Origin of the sequence: Stenotrophomonas nitritireducens, from assembly GCF_001700965.1 — a bacterium.
Classification (GTDB): domain Bacteria; phylum Pseudomonadota; class Gammaproteobacteria; order Xanthomonadales; family Xanthomonadaceae; genus Stenotrophomonas; species Stenotrophomonas nitritireducens_A.
The window spans coordinates 314,510-337,921 of sequence record NZ_CP016756.1; the positions used below are offsets into that span (position 1 = coordinate 314,510).

The 23,412-nt window shown below is 63.5% G+C and carries 18 protein-coding genes and 1 pseudogene; 11 read left to right on the forward strand and 8 right to left on the reverse strand.

From position 1 onward, the window contains the following. The first annotated feature begins 118 nt into the window (after positions 1-118). The 3 genes and pseudogenes from BCV67_RS01370 (at position 119) to BCV67_RS01380 (ending at position 5,139) form a co-directional block, all read left to right on the forward strand. Positions 119-781 carry a TetR/AcrR family transcriptional regulator gene (locus BCV67_RS01370; RefSeq protein ID WP_062166145.1) on the forward strand — a complete coding sequence of 221 codons (663 nt, stop codon included), beginning with the start codon at positions 119-121 and terminating at the stop codon, positions 779-781. Further along, a pseudogene (locus tag BCV67_RS01375) lies at positions 781-1,950 on the forward strand (efflux RND transporter periplasmic adaptor subunit); the annotation flags it as partial. The gene BCV67_RS01370 and the pseudogene BCV67_RS01375, both read left to right, overlap by 1 nt. 24 nt (positions 1,951-1,974) lie before the next feature. After that, positions 1,975-5,139: an efflux RND transporter permease subunit gene (locus BCV67_RS01380; protein ID WP_062166147.1), complete on the forward strand. Its 3,165-nt coding sequence runs from the start codon at positions 1,975-1,977 to the stop codon at positions 5,137-5,139. 199 nt (positions 5,140-5,338) lie between these two features. Here the strand turns inward: BCV67_RS01380 and BCV67_RS01385 are convergent, their stop codons facing one another. Continuing rightward, entirely contained in the window at positions 5,339-6,511 is a 1,173-nt protein-coding gene (locus BCV67_RS01385) for an acyl-CoA dehydrogenase family protein (RefSeq protein ID WP_428999495.1), read from the reverse strand. Between the two features lie 103 nt (positions 6,512-6,614). Here BCV67_RS01385 and BCV67_RS01390 point away from each other — a divergent pair, with 103 nt between their 5' ends. From BCV67_RS01390 to BCV67_RS01410, 5 genes are all read left to right on the forward strand, one after another. Next, positions 6,615-7,544 (forward strand): ArsR/SmtB family transcription factor, encoded by a 930-nt coding sequence (locus tag BCV67_RS01390; protein WP_062166149.1) that lies wholly within the window; start codon positions 6,615-6,617, stop codon positions 7,542-7,544. 21 nt (positions 7,545-7,565) lie between these two features. Continuing rightward, on the forward strand, positions 7,566-8,645 hold the full coding sequence (locus BCV67_RS01395; protein ID WP_062166150.1) for a homocysteine S-methyltransferase family protein: 1,080 nt from the start codon (positions 7,566-7,568) through the stop codon (positions 8,643-8,645). A gap of 10 nt (positions 8,646-8,655) precedes the next feature. Continuing rightward, positions 8,656-9,258 (forward strand): short chain dehydrogenase, encoded by a 603-nt coding sequence (locus BCV67_RS01400; RefSeq protein WP_062166151.1) that lies wholly within the window; start codon positions 8,656-8,658, stop codon positions 9,256-9,258. Further along, on the forward strand, positions 9,258-12,092 hold the full coding sequence (gene metH, locus BCV67_RS01405; protein ID WP_062166152.1) for a methionine synthase: 2,835 nt from the start codon (positions 9,258-9,260) through the stop codon (positions 12,090-12,092). The genes BCV67_RS01400 and metH overlap by 1 nt, the downstream gene beginning before the upstream one ends. Positions 12,093-12,165: 73 nt before the next feature. Further along, entirely contained in the window at positions 12,166-12,849 is a 684-nt protein-coding gene (locus BCV67_RS01410; RefSeq protein WP_062166153.1) for a hypothetical protein, read from the forward strand. A gap of 12 nt (positions 12,850-12,861) precedes the next feature. On the opposite strand, the gene BCV67_RS01415 is transcribed toward BCV67_RS01410, so the two are convergent. After that, a complete protein-coding gene (locus tag BCV67_RS01415) occupies positions 12,862-13,746 on the reverse strand; it encodes a LysR substrate-binding domain-containing protein (RefSeq protein WP_062166154.1) in 885 nt (294 codons plus the stop codon). Positions 13,747-13,916: 170 nt separating this feature from the next. Here BCV67_RS01415 and BCV67_RS01420 point away from each other — a divergent pair, with 170 nt between their 5' ends. Beyond that, positions 13,917-15,344 carry an amidohydrolase family protein gene (locus BCV67_RS01420; protein ID WP_428999533.1) on the forward strand — a complete coding sequence of 476 codons (1,428 nt, stop codon included), beginning with the start codon at positions 13,917-13,919 and terminating at the stop codon, positions 15,342-15,344. Positions 15,345-15,599: 255 nt separating this feature from the next. Next, positions 15,600-16,775, forward strand: a complete 1,176-nt coding sequence (locus tag BCV67_RS01425; RefSeq protein WP_062166156.1) for an MFS transporter — start codon at positions 15,600-15,602, stop codon at positions 16,773-16,775. Positions 16,776-16,989: 214 nt separating this feature from the next. On the opposite strand, the gene BCV67_RS01430 is transcribed toward BCV67_RS01425, so the two are convergent. The 6 genes from BCV67_RS01430 to BCV67_RS01455 form a co-directional block, all read right to left on the reverse strand. Further along, positions 16,990-19,053, reverse strand: a complete 2,064-nt coding sequence (locus tag BCV67_RS01430) for an acyltransferase family protein (RefSeq protein WP_062166157.1) — start codon at positions 19,051-19,053, stop codon at positions 16,990-16,992. 62 nt (positions 19,054-19,115) lie between these two features. Continuing rightward, on the reverse strand, positions 19,116-19,790 hold the full coding sequence (locus BCV67_RS01435; protein WP_062166158.1) for a DUF2058 domain-containing protein: 675 nt from the start codon (positions 19,788-19,790) through the stop codon (positions 19,116-19,118). Positions 19,791-19,798: 8 nt separating this feature from the next. Then, complete coding sequence (locus BCV67_RS01440) at positions 19,799-20,038, reverse strand: SlyX family protein (protein WP_062166159.1); 240 nt, start codon at positions 20,036-20,038, stop codon at positions 19,799-19,801. After that, positions 20,031-21,380: a UDP-glucose dehydrogenase family protein gene (locus BCV67_RS01445; protein ID WP_062166160.1), complete on the reverse strand. Its 1,350-nt coding sequence runs from the start codon at positions 21,378-21,380 to the stop codon at positions 20,031-20,033. Before BCV67_RS01445 ends, BCV67_RS01440 begins: the two co-directional genes overlap by 8 nt. A 25-nt stretch (positions 21,381-21,405) precedes the next feature. Beyond that, positions 21,406-22,386 carry an FKBP-type peptidyl-prolyl cis-trans isomerase N-terminal domain-containing protein gene (locus tag BCV67_RS01450; protein ID WP_057628540.1) on the reverse strand — a complete coding sequence of 327 codons (981 nt, stop codon included), beginning with the start codon at positions 22,384-22,386 and terminating at the stop codon, positions 21,406-21,408. An 85-nt stretch (positions 22,387-22,471) separates the two neighbouring features. Continuing rightward, entirely contained in the window at positions 22,472-23,020 is a 549-nt protein-coding gene (locus BCV67_RS01455) for a glutathione peroxidase (protein ID WP_062166161.1), read from the reverse strand. Positions 23,021-23,166: 146 nt separating this feature from the next. Between BCV67_RS01455 and BCV67_RS19900 the strand changes: the two genes are divergently transcribed. Further along, positions 23,167-23,409: a hypothetical protein gene (locus tag BCV67_RS19900; RefSeq protein ID WP_156455719.1), complete on the forward strand. Its 243-nt coding sequence runs from the start codon at positions 23,167-23,169 to the stop codon at positions 23,407-23,409. Positions 23,410-23,412 lie beyond the last annotated feature (3 nt).

Sequence of the window (23,412 nt, forward strand, 5' to 3'; positions counted from 1 at the left end):
TGCGGAGATATCGGCTGCCGCAACAATGTCCGCCACCTGAATCTCGCTTGCTCACCACCACAGCGAAACACGAATTACGTTGCGGCGTTTCTGAACTGGACGGTATAGTCCACCGCTTATGCCAAACCCTTCTACCAGCCCCGCGCCTGTCGACGCGCGTGATGAGCGCGTGTTTGAAGCAGTGCGGGAACTGTTGGCGACCCAAGGCATACGCTTGAGTATGGATGCAGTGGCCGCTGCCGCAGGGTGTTCCAAGCAGACGCTGTACAGCCGCTACGGCTGCAAACGCGAGCTGCTGCGCCAGGCCATGCAGCTGCATGTGAACACCACCACCGCTGCACTGGTGGTGGACGAAGACAAGCCGTTGCGCGAAATCCTGCTCGATTTCGCCATCGGCTACCTCGAACACCGCAACAAACCCAATGCCCGCCGTACCGCCCAGCTGATCGGCGCCAGCGCGCATGAGTTCCGTGACGAAGCGCAGTACATGTACCAGGGCAGCAGCGAGGCCTTGCGCAACCACGTAGCTGAATGGATGCACACCGAAACCCGGCGCCGACGCCTCAACCATGACGACCCGCATTTCATGGCCGAGCTGTTAATAAGCATGATTGCTGGCCAGGATTTTGAACGACAGCGTTTCCACGCCCCCCACCGCGACGATCCACTGCACCGTCGCCGCTGGGCCGAATTTGCCATCGATGGTTTCCTGCGCGCGTTCGCGCCAGCACAGGAAGCTCCCACGGCCTCAAATAAAAACAACACCCGGAGTTTCTCCTGATGACCGCCTCACTCCGTATCCTCGCTCTCACCTGTGCAGCGACATTGAGCCTTGCCGCCTGTAAAAAGCCGCAGGAGCAAGCCGCTCCGCCTCCGCCAGAGGTCGGCGTGGTCGAGGCCAAGCCACAGACCCTGCCCCTGCAGCGCGAACTGGTGGGCCGGTTGTCTCCGTTCCGCTCGGCGGACGTCCGCGCCCGCGTGGCCGGCGTGCTGCAGAAGCGCGTCTACGAAGAAGGCAGCACGGTCAAGGAAGGCCAGGTGCTGTTCCTGATCGACCCGGCACCGCTGCAGGCCTCGCTGGCCTCTGCCGAAGGTGCGCTGGCCTCCGCCCGTGCCTCCTACGTCAACGCCCGCGCCACCGCCAGCCGGGCGCGCTCGCTGGCGCCGCAGAGCTACGTATCCAAGTCCGACCTGGACAACGCCGAAGCCGCCGAACGCTCTGCGGCCGCCGCCGTGCAGCAGGCCGAAGCCGCCGTCACCAGCGCTCGCATCAACCTGGGCTATGCACGGGTCACCGCCCCCATCGCCGGCCAGGCCGGCAAGCAGCAGGTCACCGAAGGCGCGCTGGTGGGCCAGGGTGATGTGACCCTGCTGACCACCGTCGACCAGATCGACCCGCTGTATGTGAACTTCTCGATGACCGCCGACGAACTGAGCCTGCTGCGCGCAGCCCAGGACAAGGGTGCGGTGGCACTGGCTGGCGACGGCAAGACCACCGTGCAGGTCAACCTGCCAGACGGCAGCGCCTATGGCCATGAAGGCAGCCTGGACTTCTCCTCGACCACGGTCGACCCGGCCACCGGCACGGTTTCGCTGCGTGCGCAGCTGCCCAACCCGGACCACATCCTGTTGCCGGGTTCGTTCGTCAGCTTCAAGGCCAACCTGGGCGAGCGCCACAATGCGTTCCTGGTGCCGCAGCAGGCCGTGCAGCGTGACACCCAGGGCGGCTACGTGCTGATCGTGGGCAAGGACGGCAAGGTCGCCCGCAAGAACATCATTCTGGACAACCAGCAGGGCAGCAACTGGCTGGTGTCTTCCGGCCTGGCGGCCGGCGACCAGGTAATTGTCTCCGGCGTACAGAAGGTCAAGGAGGGTGCCCCGGCCGCTGCCAAACCGTGGCAGCCCGACGCCGCCAAGCCCGCTGCTGGCGCGCCGGCAGCGGCCCCGGCAAAGAAAGAATAACGGGACTCCACCATGCCTAAATTTTTCATCGAGCATCCCGTCTTCGCCTGGGTGGTGGCGATCCTGATCTCGCTTGGCGGCGTGATCTCGATCCTCAACCTGGGTATCGAGTCCTACCCCAGCGTGGCGCCACCGCAGGTGACTGTCACCGCCAACTACCCGGGCGCGAGCGCGTCCACCGCGGAAAAATCTGTCACCCAGGTGATCGAGCAACAGCTGACCGGCATCGACAACCTGATGTATTTCAGCTCGTCGTCGGCATCGAACGGGCGGACCACCATCACCCTGACCTTCGACAGCGGCACCAACGCTGACATCGCCCAGGTGCAGGTACAGAACAAGGTATCGCTGGCAACCCCGCGACTGCCTTCGGAAGTGACCAAGCAGGGTGTGGTGGTGGCCAAGGCCAACGCCGGCTTCCTGATGGCCGTTGGCGTGCGCTCGGATGATGGCAACGTCGACCGTGACGCCCTGAACGACATCGTCGGTGCACGCGTGCTGGAGCAGATCTCGCGCGTTCCAGGCGTCGGCAGCACCCAGCAGTTCGGCTCCGAGTACGCCATGCGTGTATGGCTGAACCCGGAAAAGCTGCAGGGCTACCACCTGTCGGCGACCGACGTGTACAACGCCATCGGCACCCAGAACCTGCAGTTCGCCGCCGGCTCGCTGGGTGGCGATCCGGCCCCCAATGGCCAGGCCTTCACCGCAACCGTCGCCGCCGAAGGCCGCTACAGTTCGCCGGAAGAGTTCGAGAACACCATCCTGCGGGCCAATAGCGACGGCAGCCTGGTCAGGCTCAAGGATGTGGCCAAGGTTTCCTTCGGTGCTACCAACTACGGCTATGACACCAAGTACAACGGCAAGCCGGTGGCGGTGTTCGCCATCCAGCTGCTGCCCGGCGCCAACGCACTGGACGTGTCCGAGGCGGTGCGCGCCAAGATGGACGAGCTGGCACCGAGCTTCCCGCCCGGCGTGAGCTGGTTCACCCCGTATGACAGCACCACCTTCGTCACCATCTCCATCGAAGAAGTGATCCACACCCTGGTCGAGGCCATCGTGCTGGTGTTCCTGGTGATGTTGATCTTCCTGCAGAACTTCCGCGCGACGATCATCCCCACCCTGGTCATCCCGGTGGCCCTGCTCGGCACCTTCATGGGCATGCTGGCGATCGGCTTCACCATCAACCAGCTGACCCTGTTCGCGATGGTGCTGGCGATCGGCATCGTGGTCGATGACGCCATCGTCGTCATCGAAAACGTCGAACGCATCATGAGCGAGGAGAAGCTCGGCCCGAAGCCGGCCACGCAGAAGGCCATGAGCCAGATCACCGGTGCGGTGGTCGCCATCACCGTGGTTCTGGCAGCGGTGTTCATTCCGTCTGCCCTGCAGCCGGGCGCCTCCGGCGAGATCTACAAGCAGTTCGCGCTGACCATCGCCATGGCGATGGGCTTCTCGGCGCTGCTGGCACTGACCTTCACCCCGGCGCTGTGTGCGGCCTTCCTCAAGCCCACCCACAACGAGCGCCCGAACTGGGTCTACCGCACCTTCAACAAGTATTACGGCAAGCTGGAAAAGAGCTACGTCGGCACTGTTGGCGGCGTCATCAAGCACACCCCGCGCTGGTTGATGGTGTTTGCGTTGCTGCTGGTGCTGTGCGGCTTCCTGTTCACCCGCCTGCCGGGCAGCTTCCTGCCGGAAGAAGATCAGGGCTATGCACTGGCCATCGTGCAGTTGCCGCCGGGTGCTACCAAGACCCGTACCACCGCCGTATTCGACCAGCTGCTGGGCACCTTGCAGAAGGAAGATGCGTTTGAAGGCCTGATGCAGATCACCGGCTTCAGCTTCATCGGTTCCGGCGAAAACGTCGGCATGGCCTTCGTCCGCCTGAAGGATTGGAGCGAACGCAACGAAACCGCGCCTGAGTTCATCCAGAAAATGAACCAAAAGGCCTACGGCATCAAGGACGCGCAGATCTTCTTCGTCAACCTGCCAACCGTGCAGGGCCTGGGTCAGTTCGGTGGTTTCGACATGTGGCTGCAGGACCGTACCGGCGCCGGCCAGGAGGCGTTGATGAACGCCCGCAACACCTTGCTCGGTGCTGCGGGGCAGGACAAGTCGCTGGTCGGCGTGCGTCCCAACACGCTGGAAAACGCACCGCAGCTGCAGCTGAAGGTGGATCGCGTGCAGGCCCAGGCCATGGGCGTGTCGGCCAATGACGTCTATACCGCCATCCAGATGATGCTGGCACCGGTCTACGTCAACGACTTCTTCTATGGCGGCCGCGTCAAGCGCGTCAACATGCAGGCCGATGCGGCCTACCGCACTGGCCCGGAATCGCTCAACAGCTATTTCGTGCCCAGCTCACTGAGCAAGGACGCCACCGGTCAGCCGGCGATGATCCCGCTCAGCGCGGTGGTCAAGTCAGAGTGGATCTATGCCCCACCGGCATTGAACCGCTACAACGGCTACTCGGCGGTCAACATCGTCGGCGCGCCGGCCCCGGGCAACAGCTCCGGCCAGGCCATGAGCACCATGGAACGGCTGGTGCGTGACGACCTGCCGGTCGGCTTTGGCTATGACTGGTCGGGCATGTCCTACCAGGAAATCATCGCCGGCAACGCGGCGACGCTGCTGATGGTGTTGTCGATCGTGGTGGTGTTCCTGTGCCTTGCCGCGCTGTATGAAAGCTGGTCGATCCCCGTCTCGGTGCTGCTGGTGGTGCCGATCGGTATTCTCGGCGCGGTGGTGTTCTCGCTGCTGCGTGGCCTGCCGAACGATCTGTATTTCAAGATCGGCATGGTGACGGTGATTGGTCTGGCGGCGAAGAACGCGATCCTGATCGTGGAGTTCGCAGTCGAGCAGCGTGCTGCCGGCAAGACCCTGCGCGAGGCCACCATCGAAGCGGCGCATCTGCGCTTCCGCCCGATCCTGATGACCTCGTTTGCGTTCATCCTCGGCGTGCTGCCGATGGCCATCTCCACCGGTGCCGGCGCCAACGCCCGTCATTCGCTGGGTACGGGCGTGATCGGCGGCATGTTGTTCGCCACCGTGATCGGCGTGCTGCTGATCCCGCTGTTCTTCGTCAGCGTGCGACGCATGCTCGGTGACAAGCTGGACGAACAGTCCAAGGAGTACATCGAACAGCACAAGGTACGCGCGGTGCAGGAAGACCGCTGATACGAAAAGCCCCGGCAATGCCGGGGCTTTTTTTGCTTGTTTGGGGGGGCTTCCCCCTCTCCCCAACCCCTCTCCCGCGAGGGGAGAGGGGCTTTAAAGCTGCAGTTGCAATTTATGCCTGCACTCGCGGGGCCATAGCCCCTCTCCCCTCGCGGGAGAGGGGTTGGGGAGAGGGGGAAAGTTGGACGAAGGGAAACCCTCAGCGCACTCCAGTCTCGTTGCGCGCAATCACCAAACGCTGGATCTCCGACGTACCCTCATAGATCTCGGTGATCTTGGCATCACGGAAGTAGCGCTCCAGCGGCATTTCCTTGGAATAGCCCATGCCGCCGTGGATCTGAACCGCCTGGTGGGCAATCCACATCGCCGCCTCCGAAGCGGTCAACTTGGCTACCGCGGCTTCGGTTGAAAAGCGCTTGCCCTGCGACTTGGTCCACGCTGCGCGCAGAGTCAGCAGCATCGCTGCGTCCAGCTTGCACTTCATGTCGGCGATCTTGGCCTGGATCATCTGGAAGCTGCCAATCGGCGCACCAAACGATTTGCGGTCCTTGACGTAGGCAAGCGAGGCTTCATAGGCGGCACGGGCAATGCCCACTGCCTGCGACGCAATGCCGATGCGGCCCGAATCCAGCAGGCTCATCGCGATCTTGAAGCCCTCGCCTTCGTTGCCGATCACGTCTTCGGCAGCGGCAACGTAGTCCTGGAACTCGATCTCGCAAGTTGCCGAAGCGCGCACGCCCAGCTTGGGCTCGGTCTTGCCACGGCCGAAGCCGGGCTTATGGGTGTCGATCATGAACGCGGTGATGCCGCGCGAGCGCTTGTCCGGGTCGGTCATCGCGAACAACACGATGTAGCGGGCCACCGGGCCCGAGGTGATCCAGCTCTTCTGGCCGTTGATCACAAACGAACCATCAGCCTGCTTGACCGCGCAGCAACGCATGGCGGTGGCGTCCGAACCGGACTGGGACTCCGTCAACGCGAAGGCGCCGATCTCGGCACCTTCAGCAATCGCACGCACATAGGTCTGCTTCTGCGCTTCGGTGCCGTAACCCAACACCGCGTTGCAGAACAGCGAATTGTTGACCGACATGATGGTGGCATGGGCCGCATCAGCCGCCGAGACCTCGATGATCGCCAGCACGCTGGAGATGGGATCCATGCCGGAGCCGCCGTATTCCACCGGCACCTCGATACCCATCAGGCCGTTCTCGCCGAGCAGGCGGATGTTCTCCAGCGGGTACTCACCAGTGGCATCGAAGTGCTCGGCACTGGGGGCGATCTTTTCTTTGGCGATACGGCGTGCGACGTCCTGCAGCATCAGCTGCTCGTCGGAAAAACTGAAGTCCACTACACCCCTCCCAGGGTTTATCAAGTTGCGATTGTAACCATCGCGACCCCATTCAGCCTACGCAGGATCTTGACCGGAACTGGCAATACAACGAAAATATCTCTATATCGCGATAGGTAGATATTTAATGGATCTGGAAGACTGGTCGACCCGTCTGAAAGTGTTCGCCGATGCGACGCGCGTGCGTCTGTTGACGCTGCTTGAGCAGGAAGAACTGACCGTGGCCGAACTGTCGGCCATCACCACGCTGGCACAGCCACGCGTGTCCACCCATCTGGCCCGGCTCAAGGAAGCCGGCCTGGTGCGCGACCGCCGTGCCGGTGTCTCGGCGTATTACCGCTTTGACGAAGCCGCACTGGATTCGGCGCAGCGCGCATTGTGGCATGCCCTCAGCAGTGGCAGCGACGATCCGCTGCTGCGCCAGGACGCCGAGCGCGTGCCGGCGGTGCTGGCGATGCGCGCGGCCGACCAGAACTGGGCCGACAGCGTCGCCGGCGACATGGAGCGCCATTACTCGCCCGGCCGTACCTGGGAAGCCATGGCGCGCAGCGCCCTGCCGTTGCTGGAAACCGGTGACGTGCTGGACATCGCCTCCGGCGACGGCGTGCTGGCCGAGCTGCTGGCCCCGCATGCAAAGCGCTATGTCTGCATCGACACCAGTGCCCGCGTCGTGGCCGCCGCCAGCGAGCGCCTGCGCAAGCTGCCGAATGTCGAGGTGCTGGAAGGCGACATGCACAAGTTGCCGTTCGCCGATGCCAGCTTCGACCTGGTGGTGCTGATGCACGCCCTGACTTACTCCAGCCAACCGGCCAAGGCCGTGGCCGAATGCGCGCGCGTGCTGCGCCCGCAAGGCCGGCTGATGCTGTGCAGCCTGGCCCGCCATGAGCACAAGGCCGCAGTGGAAGCCTACGGCCACGTCAATCTCGGTTTCACCGGCAAGGAGCTGCGCAAGTTCGTGGAAAAGGCCGGGCTGGAAGTATCCAGTCTGGAGACCGTCACCCGCGAAAAGCGCCCGCCGCACTTCGAAGTGATCTCGCTGATCGCGCACCAATCCTGACACAAGCACCCGGCCCGCCCTATGCAAGCCCTCCCCTGGCTCCACCCCGATCGCGTCCGCAAGCTGCTGGATGCCCTGGCCCAGCGCATCCTGATCATCGATGGTGCGATGGGGACGATGATCCAGCGTCACCGTCTGGAGGAAGACGATTATCGCGGTACGCGCTTTGCCGAGGGTTTCGACAGCCAGCATGTCCACGGTGCCGGTTGCGGGCACGACCTGAAGGGCAACAACGATCTCCTGCTGCTGACCAAGCCTGAGGTGATCGCCGGCATCCACACCGCCTACCTTGAAGCCGGCGCGGACCTGCTGGAAACCAACACCTTCAACGCCACCTCGGTCAGCCAGGCCGACTATCACCTGGAACACCTGGTGTATGAGTTGAACAAGGCCGGTGCCCAGGTTGCACGCCAGTGCTGTGATGCCATCGAAGCCAGCAACCCGGCAAAGCCGCGCTTCGTGATCGGCGTGCTCGGCCCGACCAGCCGCACCGCCTCGATCAGCCCCGACGTCAACGACCCCGGCTTCCGCAACACCAGTTTCGACGAACTGCGCGCAACCTACCGCGAGGCCATCGAAGGCCTGATCGACGGCGGCGCCGACACGCTGATGGTGGAAACCATCTTCGACACGCTCAATGCCAAGGCGGCGCTGTTTGCCATCGAGGAAGTATTCGATACGCGCGGTGGGCGCCTGCCGATCATGATCTCCGGCACCATCACCGATGCCTCCGGCCGCACCCTGTCCGGGCAGACTGCCGAAGCCTTCTACGCCTCGGTCTCACACGGCCAGCCGCTGTCGATCGGCTTCAACTGTGCACTGGGTGCCACCGACATGCGCCCGCATGTGGAAACGCTGGCGCGGATTTCCAGTGGCTATGTCAGCGCGCATCCGAATGCCGGCCTGCCCAATGCCTTCGGCGAGTACGACGAGACGCCCGAGGAAATGGCCACCACGCTCAAAGAGTTTGCCCAGTCCGGCCTGCTGAACCTGGTGGGCGGTTGCTGCGGCACCTCGCCCGAGCATATCCGCGCCATCGCCGAAGCGGTCGCCGGGTTGCCGCCACGGGCGCTGCCGCAGGCTGCGGACAAGGCCGCATGAGGACTCCGCGATGAAGAAGATCCTGCTGGTCGGTGCCAGCGGCACCCTGGGTTCGGCGGTTGCGCAGCATCTGCAGCAACAGCATCAGCTCATCACCGCGTCGCGCTCGGACCCGCTGCACAGCGTCGATCTTGGCAGCGACGACAGCGTGAGCGCGCTGCTGCAGGCCGTCGGCCCACTCGATGCCATCGTCGCCACCACCGGCAGTGTCCACTTCGGGCCGTTGTCGGAAATGAGCCCGGCACAGTTCGCCCAGGGCCTGCACGACAAACTGCTGGGCCAGATTCGGCTGGCCTTGTTGGGCCAGCAGCATCTGCGTGACGGCGGCAGCATCACCTTGACCACCGGCATCCTGACCGAACAGCCGATCGCGCAGGGCGCCAGCGCCACCAGCGTCAACGCCGCTATCGAAGGCTTCGTACGCGCTGCTGCACTAGAACTGCCGCGTGGCCTGCGCATCAACGCGGTAAGCCCTAGCGTGCTCAGCGAAGCGCTGGATGCCTACGGTGATTTCTTCCCCGGCTTTGAACCGGTCTCCGCCGCCCGCGCCGCACTTGCCTACCAGCGCAGCATCGATGGCATCGCCAATGGACAGGTTTTCAAGGTCTGGTAATGAGCAACGACACCGCAACCCACTACACCCGTCTGTCCGGCCTGGAACCACTGGTCATCACCCCGGACCTGTTGTTCATCAACGTCGGTGAGCGCACCAACGTCACCGGCAGCGCGCAGTTCCGCAAGCTGGTCAAGGAAGAACGTTACGAAGAAGCCGTCGAGGTCGCCCGCCAGCAGGTTGCCAGCGGCGCGCAGATCCTCGACGTCAACATGGATGAGGGCCTGATCGACTCCGAGAAGGCGATGACCCGCTTCCTCAACCTGATCATGTCCGAGCCGGATATCGCCCGCATCCCGGTGATGGTGGATTCGTCCAAGTGGAGCGTGATCGAAGCCGGCCTGAAGTGCCTGCAGGGCAAGAGCGTGGTCAATTCGATCTCGCTGAAGGAAGGCGAAGCCGCGTTCCTGGAACATGCGCGGTTGGTACGCCGCTATGGTGCCGCCGCGGTGGTGATGGCCTTCGACGAAGTCGGCCAGGCCGACACCTGCGAGCGCAAGGTGGAAATCTGCACGCGCGCCTACCGCATCCTCACCGAAGAAGTGGGCTTCCCCCCGGAAGACATCATCTTCGACCCCAACATCTTTGCCGTCGCAACCGGCATCGAGGAACATGACAACTACGCGGTGGACTTCATTGAAGCCACCCGCATCATCAAACGCACCCTGCCGCATTGCCATGTATCCGGCGGCGTGTCGAACGTTTCGTTCTCGTTCCGCGGCAATGAAACCGTGCGCCAGGCGATCCACTCGGTGTTCCTGTACCACGCCATCAAGGCCGGCATGGACATGGGCATCGTCAATGCCGGCGCCATGCCGATCTACGACCAGCTCGATCCGGAACTGCGCGAGCGCGTGGAGGACGTGATCCTCAACCGCCGCCGCGATGGCACCGAGCGTCTGCTGGAAATCGCCGAACGCTACAAGGGCAAGAAGGGCGAGCAGAAGGTCGAGGATCTCGCCTGGCGCGAACGCCCGGTCCGTGACCGCCTGGCACACGCGCTGGTGCAAGGGCTGGATGCCTGGGTTGAAGAAGACACCGAAGAAGCGCGGCAGCAGTCCAGCCGCCCGCTCGACGTGATCGAAGGCCCGCTGATGGACGGCATGAACGTGGTCGGCGATCTGTTCGGTGCCGGCAAGATGTTCCTGCCGCAGGTGGTCAAGTCCGCCCGCGTGATGAAGAAAGCCGTGGCCTACCTGCTGCCTTTCATCGAAGAAGAAAAGCTGCGCACCGGCGAAGTCGGCAAGACCAACGGCAAGATCATCATGGCCACGGTCAAGGGCGACGTGCACGACATCGGCAAGAACATCGTCGGCGTGGTGCTTGCCTGCAACAACTTCGAGGTGGTCGACCTCGGCGTGATGGTGCCGGCACAGAAGATCCTCGACGCGGCGCGTGCCGAGAACGCCGACATCATCGGCCTGTCGGGCCTGATCACGCCCTCGCTGGAGGAAATGAGCCACGTCGCCAAGGAAATGCAGCGGCAGGGCTTCGACATGCCGCTGATGATCGGCGGCGCGACCACTTCGCGCGCGCACACCGCACTGAAGATTGATCCATTCTATGACGCCCCGACGGTATGGGTGAAGGACGCATCGCGCGCAGTTGGCGTGGCGCAGTCGCTGATCTCCCGCGACCTGCGCGAAAGCTTCGTCGCCGCCAACGATGCCGACTACGCCGATATCCGTCAGCGCCACCGCAACCGTGGCGACGCCAAGCGCCTGGTCTCGCTGGAACATGCGCGCGGCCAGCGTTTCAACTGCGACTGGAGCCAGTACACGCCGCCGACACCGAACCAGCCCGGCGTACATGTATTCGACGACTACCCGCTGCAGGATCTGATTCCGGTCATCGACTGGACTCCGTTCTTCCAGGCCTGGGAACTGGCCGGCAAGTACCCGGCGATTCTGACCGACGAGATCGTAGGCCCGCAGGCCAGTGATCTGTTCGCCGATGCGCAGGCGATGCTCAAGCGCATCGTTGACGAGAAATGGCTGACCGCGCGAGCGGTGTTCGGCCTGTGGCCGGCGAACAGCAGCGGAGACGATGTCGTGCTCTCCGTGCTCCCGCTCGCGGGAGACAGTGCCGCTTCTTCCCTTCTCCCGCCTGCGGGAGAAGGTGCCCGAAGGGCGGATGAGGTCAAGCTCTCAGCTTCTTCGCTTGTGCCAAGCACCCTCACCCCAACCCCTCTCCCGCAGGGAGAGGGGCTAGATCAACAGCGCACCCTGCACTTCCTCCGCCAGCAGGTCGACAAGCCGGCCGAGCGCCCGGACTTCTGCCTGGCCGACTTCATCGCACCGGCAGACAGCGGCAAGCAGGACTGGATCGGCGCGTTCGCGGTGACCGCAGGCATCGGCATCGACGCCCACGTCGCGCGCTATGAAGCCGACCACGACGACTACAACGCCATCCTGCTCAAGGCCTTGGCCGACCGCCTGGCCGAAGCCATGGCCGAACGCCTGCACCAGCGCGTGCGTACCGAGTTCTGGGGTTACGCCAGCGGTGAGCAGCTCGACAACGAGGCACTGATCGCCGAGAAGTACAGCGGCATCCGCCCCGCCCCGGGCTACCCGGCCTGCCCCGAGCACAGCGAGAAACAGGCGCTGTTCGAACTGCTGGGCGCTGAGGGCATCGGCATGTCGCTGACCGAGAGCTTCGCCATGCTGCCTACCGCGGCCGTCTCGGGTTATTACTTCAGTCATCCGCAGAGCCAGTACTTCGTGGTCGGCCGCGTGTCGCGCGAACAGGTCAACGACTACGCCAGGCGTAAGGGCGTGGACCGCGCCCAGGTCGAACGCTGGCTGGCCTCCAACCTCGATTACGATCCGGAATGATCCTGCCCCTGCCAGCGGCGACAAGGCCGCTGGCAGCCACTATCCTGCACGCTGCATTCCTGGCCGCCCTCCCATGCCTAGCCGCAACGCCGAGCTGATCCGCAAGCATGCCGCCCCCGGCCGCATCGGCCTGTGCGGCACCGACGACTGGATAGGCAAGGCCATCCGCAAGGCGCAGGCGCCGTTGACCCAGGACGGACACCGCAGCCTGTGGTCGCATGCGTTCCTGTTCAGCGAACAACGCCTGGACGGGCACTGGTGGGTGCTGGAATCGGACCTGGACCTGCGCAATCGGCAACTGCGTCTGGGCGCCCAGGAAAACCGCGCGGATCGCTACTTCGACGACGAGGCCTTCCCCAACCTGGCCATCCTCGATTTCGGCCTGGACGCAGCGCAAACCCACAAGGTGCAGATCGCCGCGCTGGACCTGCTGTCCGGCCTGTCCAGTTATTCGCTCAGCGAACTGGTCGGCACCCTGTTCGCCATGCACAGCACCCGCCTGCGCCGCCGCAGCAACCTGCTGTCCAAGGAAGGCGCCTTGTACTGCTCGGCGATGGTGCAGCACTGCTATGCGGCGGCCGGCATTGACCTGATGCCCGGCGTGCACGGCAAGAACGTCGCGCCGCAGGACATCTACAACTCGGCGCTGGGGCATACCACCCACTCGCTGATCCGTGACCTGGGCATCTCCAGCCTGCGCCGCTTCACCCACAGCGCCAAAGAGCTGCTGGACACGCCGGTCGAAGACCTGTTCTGAGCGCGGCCCGGCTCACGCCATTTCCTGCTCCAGCATGCGTAGCAGCAAGCCAGCCAGCACCCTGGCTTCCGGTTCCAACGCGGCACGGTGCAGCAACGCCAGTTCAATGCTGTCGATCAGCGGCAGGCCGGTTTCCGGCCCCAGTACCTTGTGCCCAGCCGTCACCGCGCGCGCTGGCAACAGGCTGATACCCAGACCATCGGCCACCGCCGACTGGATGCCGCCCAGGCTGGAGCTGGTGAAACTGATGTGCCAGCGCCGGCCCAGGGCCTCGACCGCATCGATCATGTCCTCGCGATACATGCCTCGCGGCGGAAACGCCACCAGCGGCACCGGGCTAAGAAGCAACGACGGCGCGCTGAAGCTGTCCACCCAGCACATCGGTTCGGGCCAGCACGCCACCGCCTCGCGGCTGCCGCGCCGTTGCTTGACCAGGATCAGATCCAGCTCGCCGCGGTCATATGCTTCGGTCAACGCTCGGCTCAAGCCGCTGCTGACCTCCAGCTTGACCTGCGGATGGGTGCGGCTGAACTCGGCCAGCATGCCGGTGGTGCGCCCGGCCGCGAAATCCTCCGGCACGCCCAGGCGTATCACCGTCGCCGCGCCCGCACCGGCCAGCACTTCGCCCAGCTGTTCGTTCAAAGCCAGCATGCGCCGCGCGTAGCCCAGCACGGTTTCGCCGATGTCGGTGGGCCTTACGTCGCGCACGCCGCGGTCGAGCAGGCGATGTCCCGCCAGCTCTTCAAGCCGACGCAGCTTCTGGCTGACGGTGGATTGGGTGGAATGCAGGCGCGTCGCCGCCACGGTGAAACTGCCGCAATCAGCCACCGTCACAAGCGCCCGCAACAGATCCAGTTCGTAATGCACCCTATTTGATTTTCCACTGATCCTTACCATTACATTTAATTTCTAGATGCAGAGCTGTGCTTGTAGCATCGCTGCAGAGATCAGGCCAATCCCCCGAGCGCTGCCAGCGCCCTCAGCGCGGCGCTCCAACAAGGCATGCAGTGAACATGAACACGCCGCACACCACTGGAAACCCCATGAACAAAACCCTCTGCCTGCTGATGTCGGCCATGCTCGCCGCCAGTACACCGGCGCTTGCTGCCCCTTCCCGCGCTGACCTGTTGATCCGCCACGCCACCGTCATCGATGTGGAACAGGGGCGCGCACTGTCCGGGCAGACGGTGGCCATCCGTGGCACCGACATCCTTGCCGTCGGCGCGGATGCAGAACTGGCCAAGCAATGGACGGCCACCGAGACCATCGATGCAGGAAACAGGTATCTGATCCCCGGTCTGTGGGACATGCATGTGCATTTCGGCGGCGGCCCGGCGCTGATCGAGGAAAACAAGGCGTTGTTGCCCCTGTACGTGGCGCATGGCATCACCACCGTCCGCGACGCCTCGGGCGACCTCGCCGAGCAGGTGTTGTCCTGGCGCGGACAGATCGCCAGCGGCCAGTTGTTCGGCCCGCAGCTGTTCACCTCCGGCGCCAAGATCGAAGGTATTGCCCCGGTCTGGAAGGGCACCCTGGAAGCAGGTGACAAGGCCGGCGTGGATGCCGCGCTGGACCGCGAGCAACGCGACCAGGTCGACTTCGTCAAGATCACCGACAGCACGCTGTCGCCGGAGCTGTTTCTTTATGCCGTGGGCCAGGCCAAGCAGCGCGGCCTGCGCACTTCCGGGCATATCCCGATGGCGCTAACGGTGAGCCAGGCCGTCGACGCCGGCATCAGCTCGATCGAGCACCTGGACTATGCCTACAAGGCCGGAGTCAAGGATGAAGCCGCCATTGCCGCCGATTTCGCCGCCGGCCGCATCGACCGCGCCGAAGCCAACCGGCGCCTGCGCAGCGGCTTTGACCGCGCCACCGCGATGCAGGCCTACGAGCGATTCGCCAAGGCCGGTGTCGCGGTGACGCCCACCCTGGACGGTGGCCGCATCATCGCTTTCCTCGATGTCGAGCCGCGTGACCAGGATCCCTATCTGGCCTATATCGGCCCCGGCCTGCGCGCCACCTATGCCTGGCGTGTGGAGCGCGCCGCCAAGGCCACACCCGAGCAAATCCAGGCTCGTCACGCGCACTACACCGAAGTAGCCGCGGTGCTGCCGATGCTGCAGCAGGCCGGTGTGCAGATCATGGCCGGCACCGATGCAGGCTTTCTGAACTCCTATAATTTCCCCGGCATCGGCCTGCACAACGAGCTGGCGCTGTATGTGCGCGAAGGCCTGACGCCGCTGCAGGCGCTGCAGTCGGCAACCCGTGCCGGCCCGGCCTGGTTCGGCAAACTCGACCGCTATGGTGCAGTGAGCGCGGGCAAGGCTGCCGATCTGGTACTGCTGGAGCGCAACCCGCTGGAGGACATCGCCGCTACCCGCGCAATCACCACCGTGGTGATGCGCGGCAAGGTTTACGACCGCGCCGCACTGGACCGGATGCTGTCCGACAGCAAGGCCCAGGTTGCCGAGTGGAATGCGCAGGCCACCCGCTAACGACGGCGCTGATCTGCACGGTAGCCCGGGTAAGCGCAGCGCACCCGGGGCTGTTCGCGCCATGCCAAGGCGACCTATTGACTGCCACTTCCCGGGTGCGCTGCGCTTACCCGGGCTACAGGCGCTACATCGGGGGCATGAGCAGTTTTCAAATCGCTGATCCGCGAACTGCCATCAAAGGCCAGCAAAAGGCACAATAGCGGCGGCGGCAAACGCCGCGCCCCCTCTGTTGCCCAGCGCCCCCAGCGCCCATCCATGACGTCCCCTGCCCTGCCATCCCGGACCGTGCCCACCGCGCGGCTGTCCAGTTTCTATTTCTTCTACTATGCCGCGCTGGGTGCGTTCACTCCGTACTGGAGCCTGTACCTGCAATCGCGTGGCATGACCATCACCGCGATCAGCGTGATGATGAGCCTGTGGTATGCCACCCGCGTGGTTGCGCCCAGCACCTGGACCTCGCTGGCGGCGGTATCGCCCCATCCAATACGCTGGCTGCGCATCGGCTGCGTGCTGACCATTGCCTGCTTTGCCGGCTTCCTGGTGCCTGCGCCGCAATGGACGCTGTACGCGGTGATGATCGCGTTCTGCTTCTTCTACAACGCGGTGATGCCGCAATTCGAGTCGATCACGCTCACCCATCTGGGTACGGACAGTCATCGCTACGGCATGATCCGGGTATGGGGCTCGCTGGGCTTCATCCTGGTGGTCACGCTGTTTGGCTGGCTGATCGAGAAACATGGCGCCAGCAAGCTGCCGTGGTTGATGCTGCCATTGTTCGTATTGATGACCGGCTCAGCCTTCCTCAACCGTTATGCCCGCAACATCGGCGCGCACAGCCAGTCTGCCGGCGGCTTCTGGAGCATCGTGCGGCAGAAGCCGGTGATGGCGTTCTTCATTGCCGCCTTTCTCGAACAGCTCTCGTTCGGCCCGTACTACACGTTCTTTTCGGTCTACATGGACCAGCACGGCTACAGCACCTCGCTGCTGGGCCTGATGTGGACGGTAGGCGTGGTGTTCGAGGTTGCGGTGTTCTTCCTGATCGCCCGCTTCTTCCGCCGCTGGGATGCCAGCTGGCTGCTGATCATTTCCATGGCCAGTGCGGTGCTGCGCTGGTGGGCAACCGCGCTATGGCCGGACAACCTGCCGGTGATGCTGGTCGCGCAGACCACCCACTGCCTAGGCTTTTCAGCCTTCTTCGCCTCGGCCATGCAGCTGTTGGCACGCTATTTCCCAGGCAACCTCAACGGTCACGGCCAGGGCCTGTTCTATGGCTTCTCGTCAGGTCTCGGCGGCGTGCTTGGCGCCTTGATCGCCGGCCAGCTGTGGCAGTTCGGCGACGGCAAGGTCGCCTTCCTGGTCGGCGGCTGCTTCGCCCTGCTGGGCACCTTAATCGCCTGGTACTGGGTGCCGCCTTCACGCAAAAATCGCTGACACGCGCCCAGTTGTCACCGGCCAGTCCCGCAACGCCGGCAGCAACAGTGACAGCACGAAGGGATTGATAGTTGCCCTTGAAGGAATGCAGGGCCCGCGTAGCGATGCGCCTGACCCATGACCCGACGAACTCGCCGCCCCATGCACCGCACATTCGGAACAGGACGCCGCCGGACGGCTCTTGCAAGCCGTGTCCTGCGATTGACATCAAGCGTTATCGACTCAACGTTGTCTGGTGGGCGCGGAAGGAAGGCAGCAACATCCGATTGCCGTGACCACTGAGGTGATCGCCGTCGAAGAACAATGGTTTTCCGCCATCATCAGGAAGACATTCCGGCCCCGGGCACAGCACAGGCAAGGGATCCCAGACACTAGCGCCCGGCAAGGCCTGCGCCACCTGCTGCAGGCTGGACAGTGCCGGTGCGCGCAGTGCCTCCATTTGTTCGCGCGACACCGTCATTCCGTGTACACAGATCGGATTGTGCCGATTGAATGCATCTGAACAACGGAAAGGCGGCGCTCCCAATACCGGCTTGGGCGCCTCCAGCACAATACGCACGCCACGCTCGGCCAAGGGCTTCAACTCGGCGATGGCTGCTTCGACGTCAGCCTTTCGCTGCGCGACAGATGCATCACTGTTTACCCTGAAAAACGCCTGCTCACGATCAAACAGGCTGTATTGTTCAACCAGCCGCGGCACACGCAGACCAGGCAACAACAGCACATCGCCTGCTTGCGCATGTGCAGTGACGTCCGCCAGTGTATTACGCACATACGCATCGCAGGCGGAATCGGCTTGTCGGCGCCCCTGCAGGTCGATGAAGGCGCAACCTGCGCTGGCGTACAGTCGCGCCTGCCCACCGTCGAGCAGAACCAACCGCCGGAGCATCTCCCCGTAAGCCAGTGCATGCGAATCCCCGGCAACGAACAGGCGCTGAGTAGTCCCCTTGCCATCCGCGCACTGGCCTCGTTCGAACTGCTGCACCTGGCCGCCGGCAACCGGCAGGCGCGAGAAAACCAGCTCACAGTCGGGGAATTCCTTCTTCAAGCCCTTTGAATATGGATACCAATCCAGCGGGTGCCGGCTGACGGTGCTCAGCGAGACGTATTTGGCTGCACGTTCCACTTGCTTCTGCAGCCCCATACCCAACAACAACACCAGTGCACCACCGGCTACCAAACGCAGATCCGAGCCACGCCAGCGTCGGCCGAAGCGCGCAGGCTGTTCTACACAGCGCCAGGATGCCCAAGCTAAAAGTGCGGTGCACAGCAGCGCCAACGTACCAGTAAGCAGCGACCCCAAACCCACGGTCCAGCGGAACAGAACGAACACTGGCCAATGCCAGAGGTACAACGAGTACGACATACGCCCAACCACAACCATGGACCGCAGCGACAAGCAGCTGCCAATCCAGCCCGACGCGGAACGTTGCAGCAGTGCCAGCAAGCCCAGCGTACCCAATACCGGCCATAAGCCATCGATCCAAGGTGAATGGCCAGGCCGTGCAGCCCACAAGCCGTACCCAAGCACAGCAGCGCAAGCGCCCAGCAGTAGTGAATGCCAAACCCCCGGTTGCCCATCAGCGGCATTCAATCGCCCTCTCATGGACAGAAGTTGGAACAACAACACACCCACGCCCAATTGCCAGAACCGCGTCGTCGTCTGATAGAAGGATTGAATCTCGTAACCGCCCTGCAGCGCGCGACTGATGGCAAAAGCCAGCGACCCGGCCGTTGCCAAGGCGAACAGCAGCATGGACAGCCCGCGTCCCTTCCCTCCTTTTTCCCAGCCCAGAAACAGCAACGGGAACAGCAGATAGAACTGCTCCTCAACACCCAGCGACCAGGTATGGGTGTAAGGATTAAACTCGCTGCGCGGCGAAAAATAGTCATTGCCGGTGCCGGCCAACACCCAGTTGCTCAAGCCGACAAAGGCCATGCGGCCGGTTTTGCCACTGGTTTCGCTGAGCCAGGATTCGGGAATGAAAAACGTGCTCAACAGCCCCGTTGCAAGCAGGCAGACGAGCAGCGCCGGCATGATCCGGCGCATGCGTCGCGCATAGAAACCGAGCACACCCTTCCAGCCTTCCAGACGGGAAGACCGTGCTACCGACGCACTGACGACAAAACCGGATATGACGAAGAACACGTCCACACCAGTGAAGCCACCCGGCAACCAATTAGGATTGAGGTGGTAGAAAATGACGGCAAGCACGGCAACAGCGCGCAGACCGTCGATATGAGGGAAGTAGCCTTCCTGCTTCAGATGTCCCTGCATTGCATTCCCTTTCATGACAACGGGCGCCACTGGCGCCCGTTGTCTGCATCAAATCGAATCGGTTACCAGACCAGATCGTCCGGCACCTGGTACTGCGGATCGGCATACGGGTCGGCATCGGCCGGCGCATTCGGATCAACCTTCAGCGCCACCGCCTGTGCGAACACCTGTTCGGCCTCGGCCAGCAGCTGCGCCGTCACCAGCAGGTAGCGGCCGTTCTGCTGCAGCACGCCCAACTCGCCGGCGTTGAGCGCCTTGAGCTGTTCGGCATTGACGTAGATGCGCTTGATCTTGCCGCCATACGGGAAGTGACGGGCGATGTCGGCGTTGGGATCGTTCAACCCCTTGTCCTTGATCAGCTCGTCGAGCTTGGCACGGGCCTCGCGGCGCAGGCGTGCTTCTTCCTGCTTGAGCCGCTCCGCTTCCATGCGCTCGTCCTTTTCCTTCTGCGCACGGATCGCATAGGCCTTGGCAAGGTCGATGTCTTCCTGCGAGCGCGGCTTGCGCGGGCCTTGCGCGGGCCGGCCCTGACTTGGCCTGCCAGGATGTGCGGGCTTGCCGGCGTGGCCAGGCTTGTTGCTGCCTGCATGTGCCGGTTTGTTGCTGCCCGCCTGAGGCCGGCCTTGGCCGGGCGTGCCCTGCGGGCGCCCATCGCGGCGCGCCTCGGGCTTGCGTTCCGGCTTTGGAGCAGCTTTGAAACCCAGCCCAAGCAGCTGGTCGCGAATATTGTCACTCATAGGAAATATCAGTAGTGCGGGGGCGGTGGTTCATCGGCGGCATCGGCGTACAACGCCGTGCGTACCTTGCCCAGATCGTCAAGGAGATGGCGCAGCAGATCGGCATTGCGCGACCCCTGCATGCGGGCGTCGGCCAATGCCTCGCTCATCTCCGCCAAAGCCTGTTCCTGGAAGGAGACTCGCATCTCCAACTCGACCAGACGGGCTTCCAGCGCCTGTTCGCGCTGCTCGGAAGGTGACTCATGCATGTACAGAACGTCCTCGCCCAATGCCGTAATACGCCAGCCCTGCAGCTTCAATCTCTACCGGGTCGTACAGGTTACGGCCGTCAAATACCACCGCATCTCCCAGGGCCTCGCGCATGCGCGCGAAATCCGGGCTGCGGAACTGCTTCCACTCGGTGATCACCACCAGCGCATCGGCATCATGCAAGGCTGCAAACGCCGAGTCGCAGAAAACCAGATCCTCGCGCTCGCCAAAAATGCGCCGCGCCTCGGCCATGGCTTCCGGATCAAACACCTGCACCTTGGCGCCAGCCTCCCACAACTGCGCCAATACCCGGCGGCTCGGCGCCTCGCGCATGTCGTCGGTGTTCGGCTTGAATGCCAAGCCCCACACCGCGAAGGTCTTGCCACGCACGCCTTCGTCCTCGCCGCGATCGTAATGACGCTGGATCAGCTCGAACAGATGGCCCTTCTGCGCCGCGTTGACCGCTTCAACTGCATTGAGCAGTTGTGGCGTGTGGCCATGCTGGGCCGCCGTGCGCGCCAGGGCCTGTACGTCCTTGGGGAAACAGGAACCGCCGTAGCCAGCGCCGGGGTAGATGAAGTGCCAGCCAATGCGCGGATCCGAACCGATGCCTTGCCGCACCCGTTCGATATCGGCGCCCACACGCTCGGCGATATTGGCAATTTCATTCATGAAACTGATCTTGGTCGCCAGCATCGCGTTGGCGGCGTACTTGGTCAGCTCGGCCGAACGCACATCCATTTCCACCACGCGGTCGCGGTTGCGGTTGAACGGCGCGTACAGGCGACGCAGGACCGTCACCGCGTGCGCGCTGCTGGCGCCGATGACAATGCGATCCGGGCGCATGCAGTCAGCGACTGCATCGCCTTCTTTCAGGAATTCGGGATTGGAAACCACATCGAAGGCGATTTCCTGGCCGCGCGCCGCCAGCTCTTCGGCAATGGCGGTGCGGACCTTGTCGGCGGTACCCACCGGTACCGTCGACTTGTTGACCACCACCGTCGGCCGCGCCAGATGGCGGCCAATGGTGCGCGCCACCGCCAGCACATATTGCAGGTCGGCGCTGCCGTCTTCATCGGGCGGTGTACCCACCGCGATGAAGATGACTTCGCCATGGGCGATGGCCTGCGCAGCGTCGGTGGTGAAGGCCAGCCGCCCGGAGGCGTGGTTGGCCTTCACCATCGGTTCCAGGCCGGGCTCGTAGATCGGGATGATGCCCCGCTCCAAGCCGTCGACCTTGGACTGGTCGATATCGACGCAGACCACATCGTGCCCTACTTCCGCCAGGCAGGTCCCGGTGACGAGACCCACATAGCCAGTGCCGAAAATAGCTACACGCATGGTTGCGCCTACTCCGTACCCAGCCTTACGGCATGATGCCCAGCAACTCGACGTCGAAGGTCAGCGTTGCGTTCGGGCCGATCGGGCCGCCCTGGGTGCCGGCTTCGCCGTAGGCCAGTTCGCCCGGAATCCAGAAGCGGTACTTGGAGCCGACCGGCATCAGAGCAACGCCTTCGGTCCAGCCCTTGATGACCTGGTCCAGACCGAAATCAACCGGCTGACCGCGGGTATAGCTGCTGTCGAACACTTCGCCGTTGAGCAGCTTGCCTTCGTAGTTGACGCGCACGCGGCTGCTGGCAACCGGGCGCTCGCCGCTGCCGGCGCGGATCACCTGGTACTGCAGGCCCGACGGGGTGGTCACCACGCCCGGCACGGTCTTGTTCTTGGCAAGGAAGGCATTGCCTTCTTCACGGTTGGTCTGGGCGGCCTTGCCGGCCTCGGCCTTCATTTCCGCTTCCTTGGTGCTGCTGAAGGCCTGGAGCACGGCCTGCGCCTGCTCGTGGTTCATCAGCGGGGTGCCCTTGGAGAACACGGTGGTGACCGCCTGGAACACCGAATCCAGATCGATGTCCTTCTGGATGCGTGCCAGCGACGGGCCCACCGCGAAGCTGCCCAGCATCAGGCCGACCTTTTCGCGGTCAACCGACGGCGGCTGGCTGCCCGGCGCCATGCCCGGCACCTGCTGGCCCGAACGGACCATCATCAAGGTGCGCAATGCCTGGTCGGTCTTCTGAGCTTCTTCCTGCGACAGCAGCGGCTGGCCGCCAGCGAACGCGTTTTCCACGCCGCGGCGCAATGCAGCCACGTCTACTTCCGAGGCAATCGGCTCAAACGAGCTGGCCACGTCGATACCGATAGCGTAACCAATCTTTTCACGATCCGAGGTCAAAACAGACTTCTCCTTGGTCGCCGCCGCAGCGGCAGGTTGTTGCGAAAAAACGACCCCTGGGGCCGCCATCGCCAAAATCAGAAGCGACGCAACCGCGCCACGCTTTCCCATCTTCATTCGCTGCATTCCTGGAAGTGAACAAACGCCACCGGCGGCGCGAGGGGCGACATTGTCGCATGCGCGCCGCAGATGTCGAGGCGCGTCAGCGCTGTGGTGCCGCTGCGGCCAGCGCGCGGTCGATTGCCGCACGCAGTTCCGGGTCATCCGGCTTCACCTTGCTGGGGAACTGGGCCAGCACCCGCCCATCGCGGGAGATCAGATACTTGTGGAAGTTCCAGCCCGGCGCCACGCCACTGAGACGGGTCAGGTCCTGGTACAGCGGCGTCGCTTCCGGACCGACCACGTGCACTTTTTCGAACATGGGGAACTTCACCCCATAGGTAAGCGTGCAGAACTCCTGGATCTGCGCCTCGGTGCCCGGTTCCTGGCCCCTGAAATCATTGGACGGAAAGCCCAACACGGCAAATCCACGGGGCGCCAGTTCCTGCTGCAATGCTTCCAGACCTTCGTACTGTGGGGTGAACCCGCATTTTGAGGCGGTATTCACCACCAGCAGCACCTTGCCGCCATATGCACGATTCAGGTTCACCTCCTCTTTCCCGGCCAGGGAACGGTAGCTGCGGTCCAGCAATGGGCCGGCCACCGCATCCAGCGCGCCACCTGCAGAAGCAATAAATGCAATTGAAATCAATACATTACGAATATTCACCAGCGTCTCCTGAGTGCGGCAAGCCGTTTGAGATGGCATAGGCCATCAGTTGGGGCAGAACCAGTTGCATCCCGGCGTGTCGGTGTTATAGTTGCATACAACACCAGCCACCCTACACAGGGGCCTTCATGAACACCAAGCACGGCAGACACGCTCTCCACGCACTGATGGTCACAGGCACCTTGCTGTTGCTGGGTTGCTCGACCTCGCTCGGCAATGGTCTCGCCGTTGCCAGCGATTATGCAGCCCAGGTGGGCGGTGATGGACAGGACGCCGACGATACCCCCAAAGCGAAACGACCGGCTCGACGGATGCGGACCAGCCTTTCGATGCCTTACTTTTCTTTCGCACAGCTGAATTCGCGGAGCTGACCC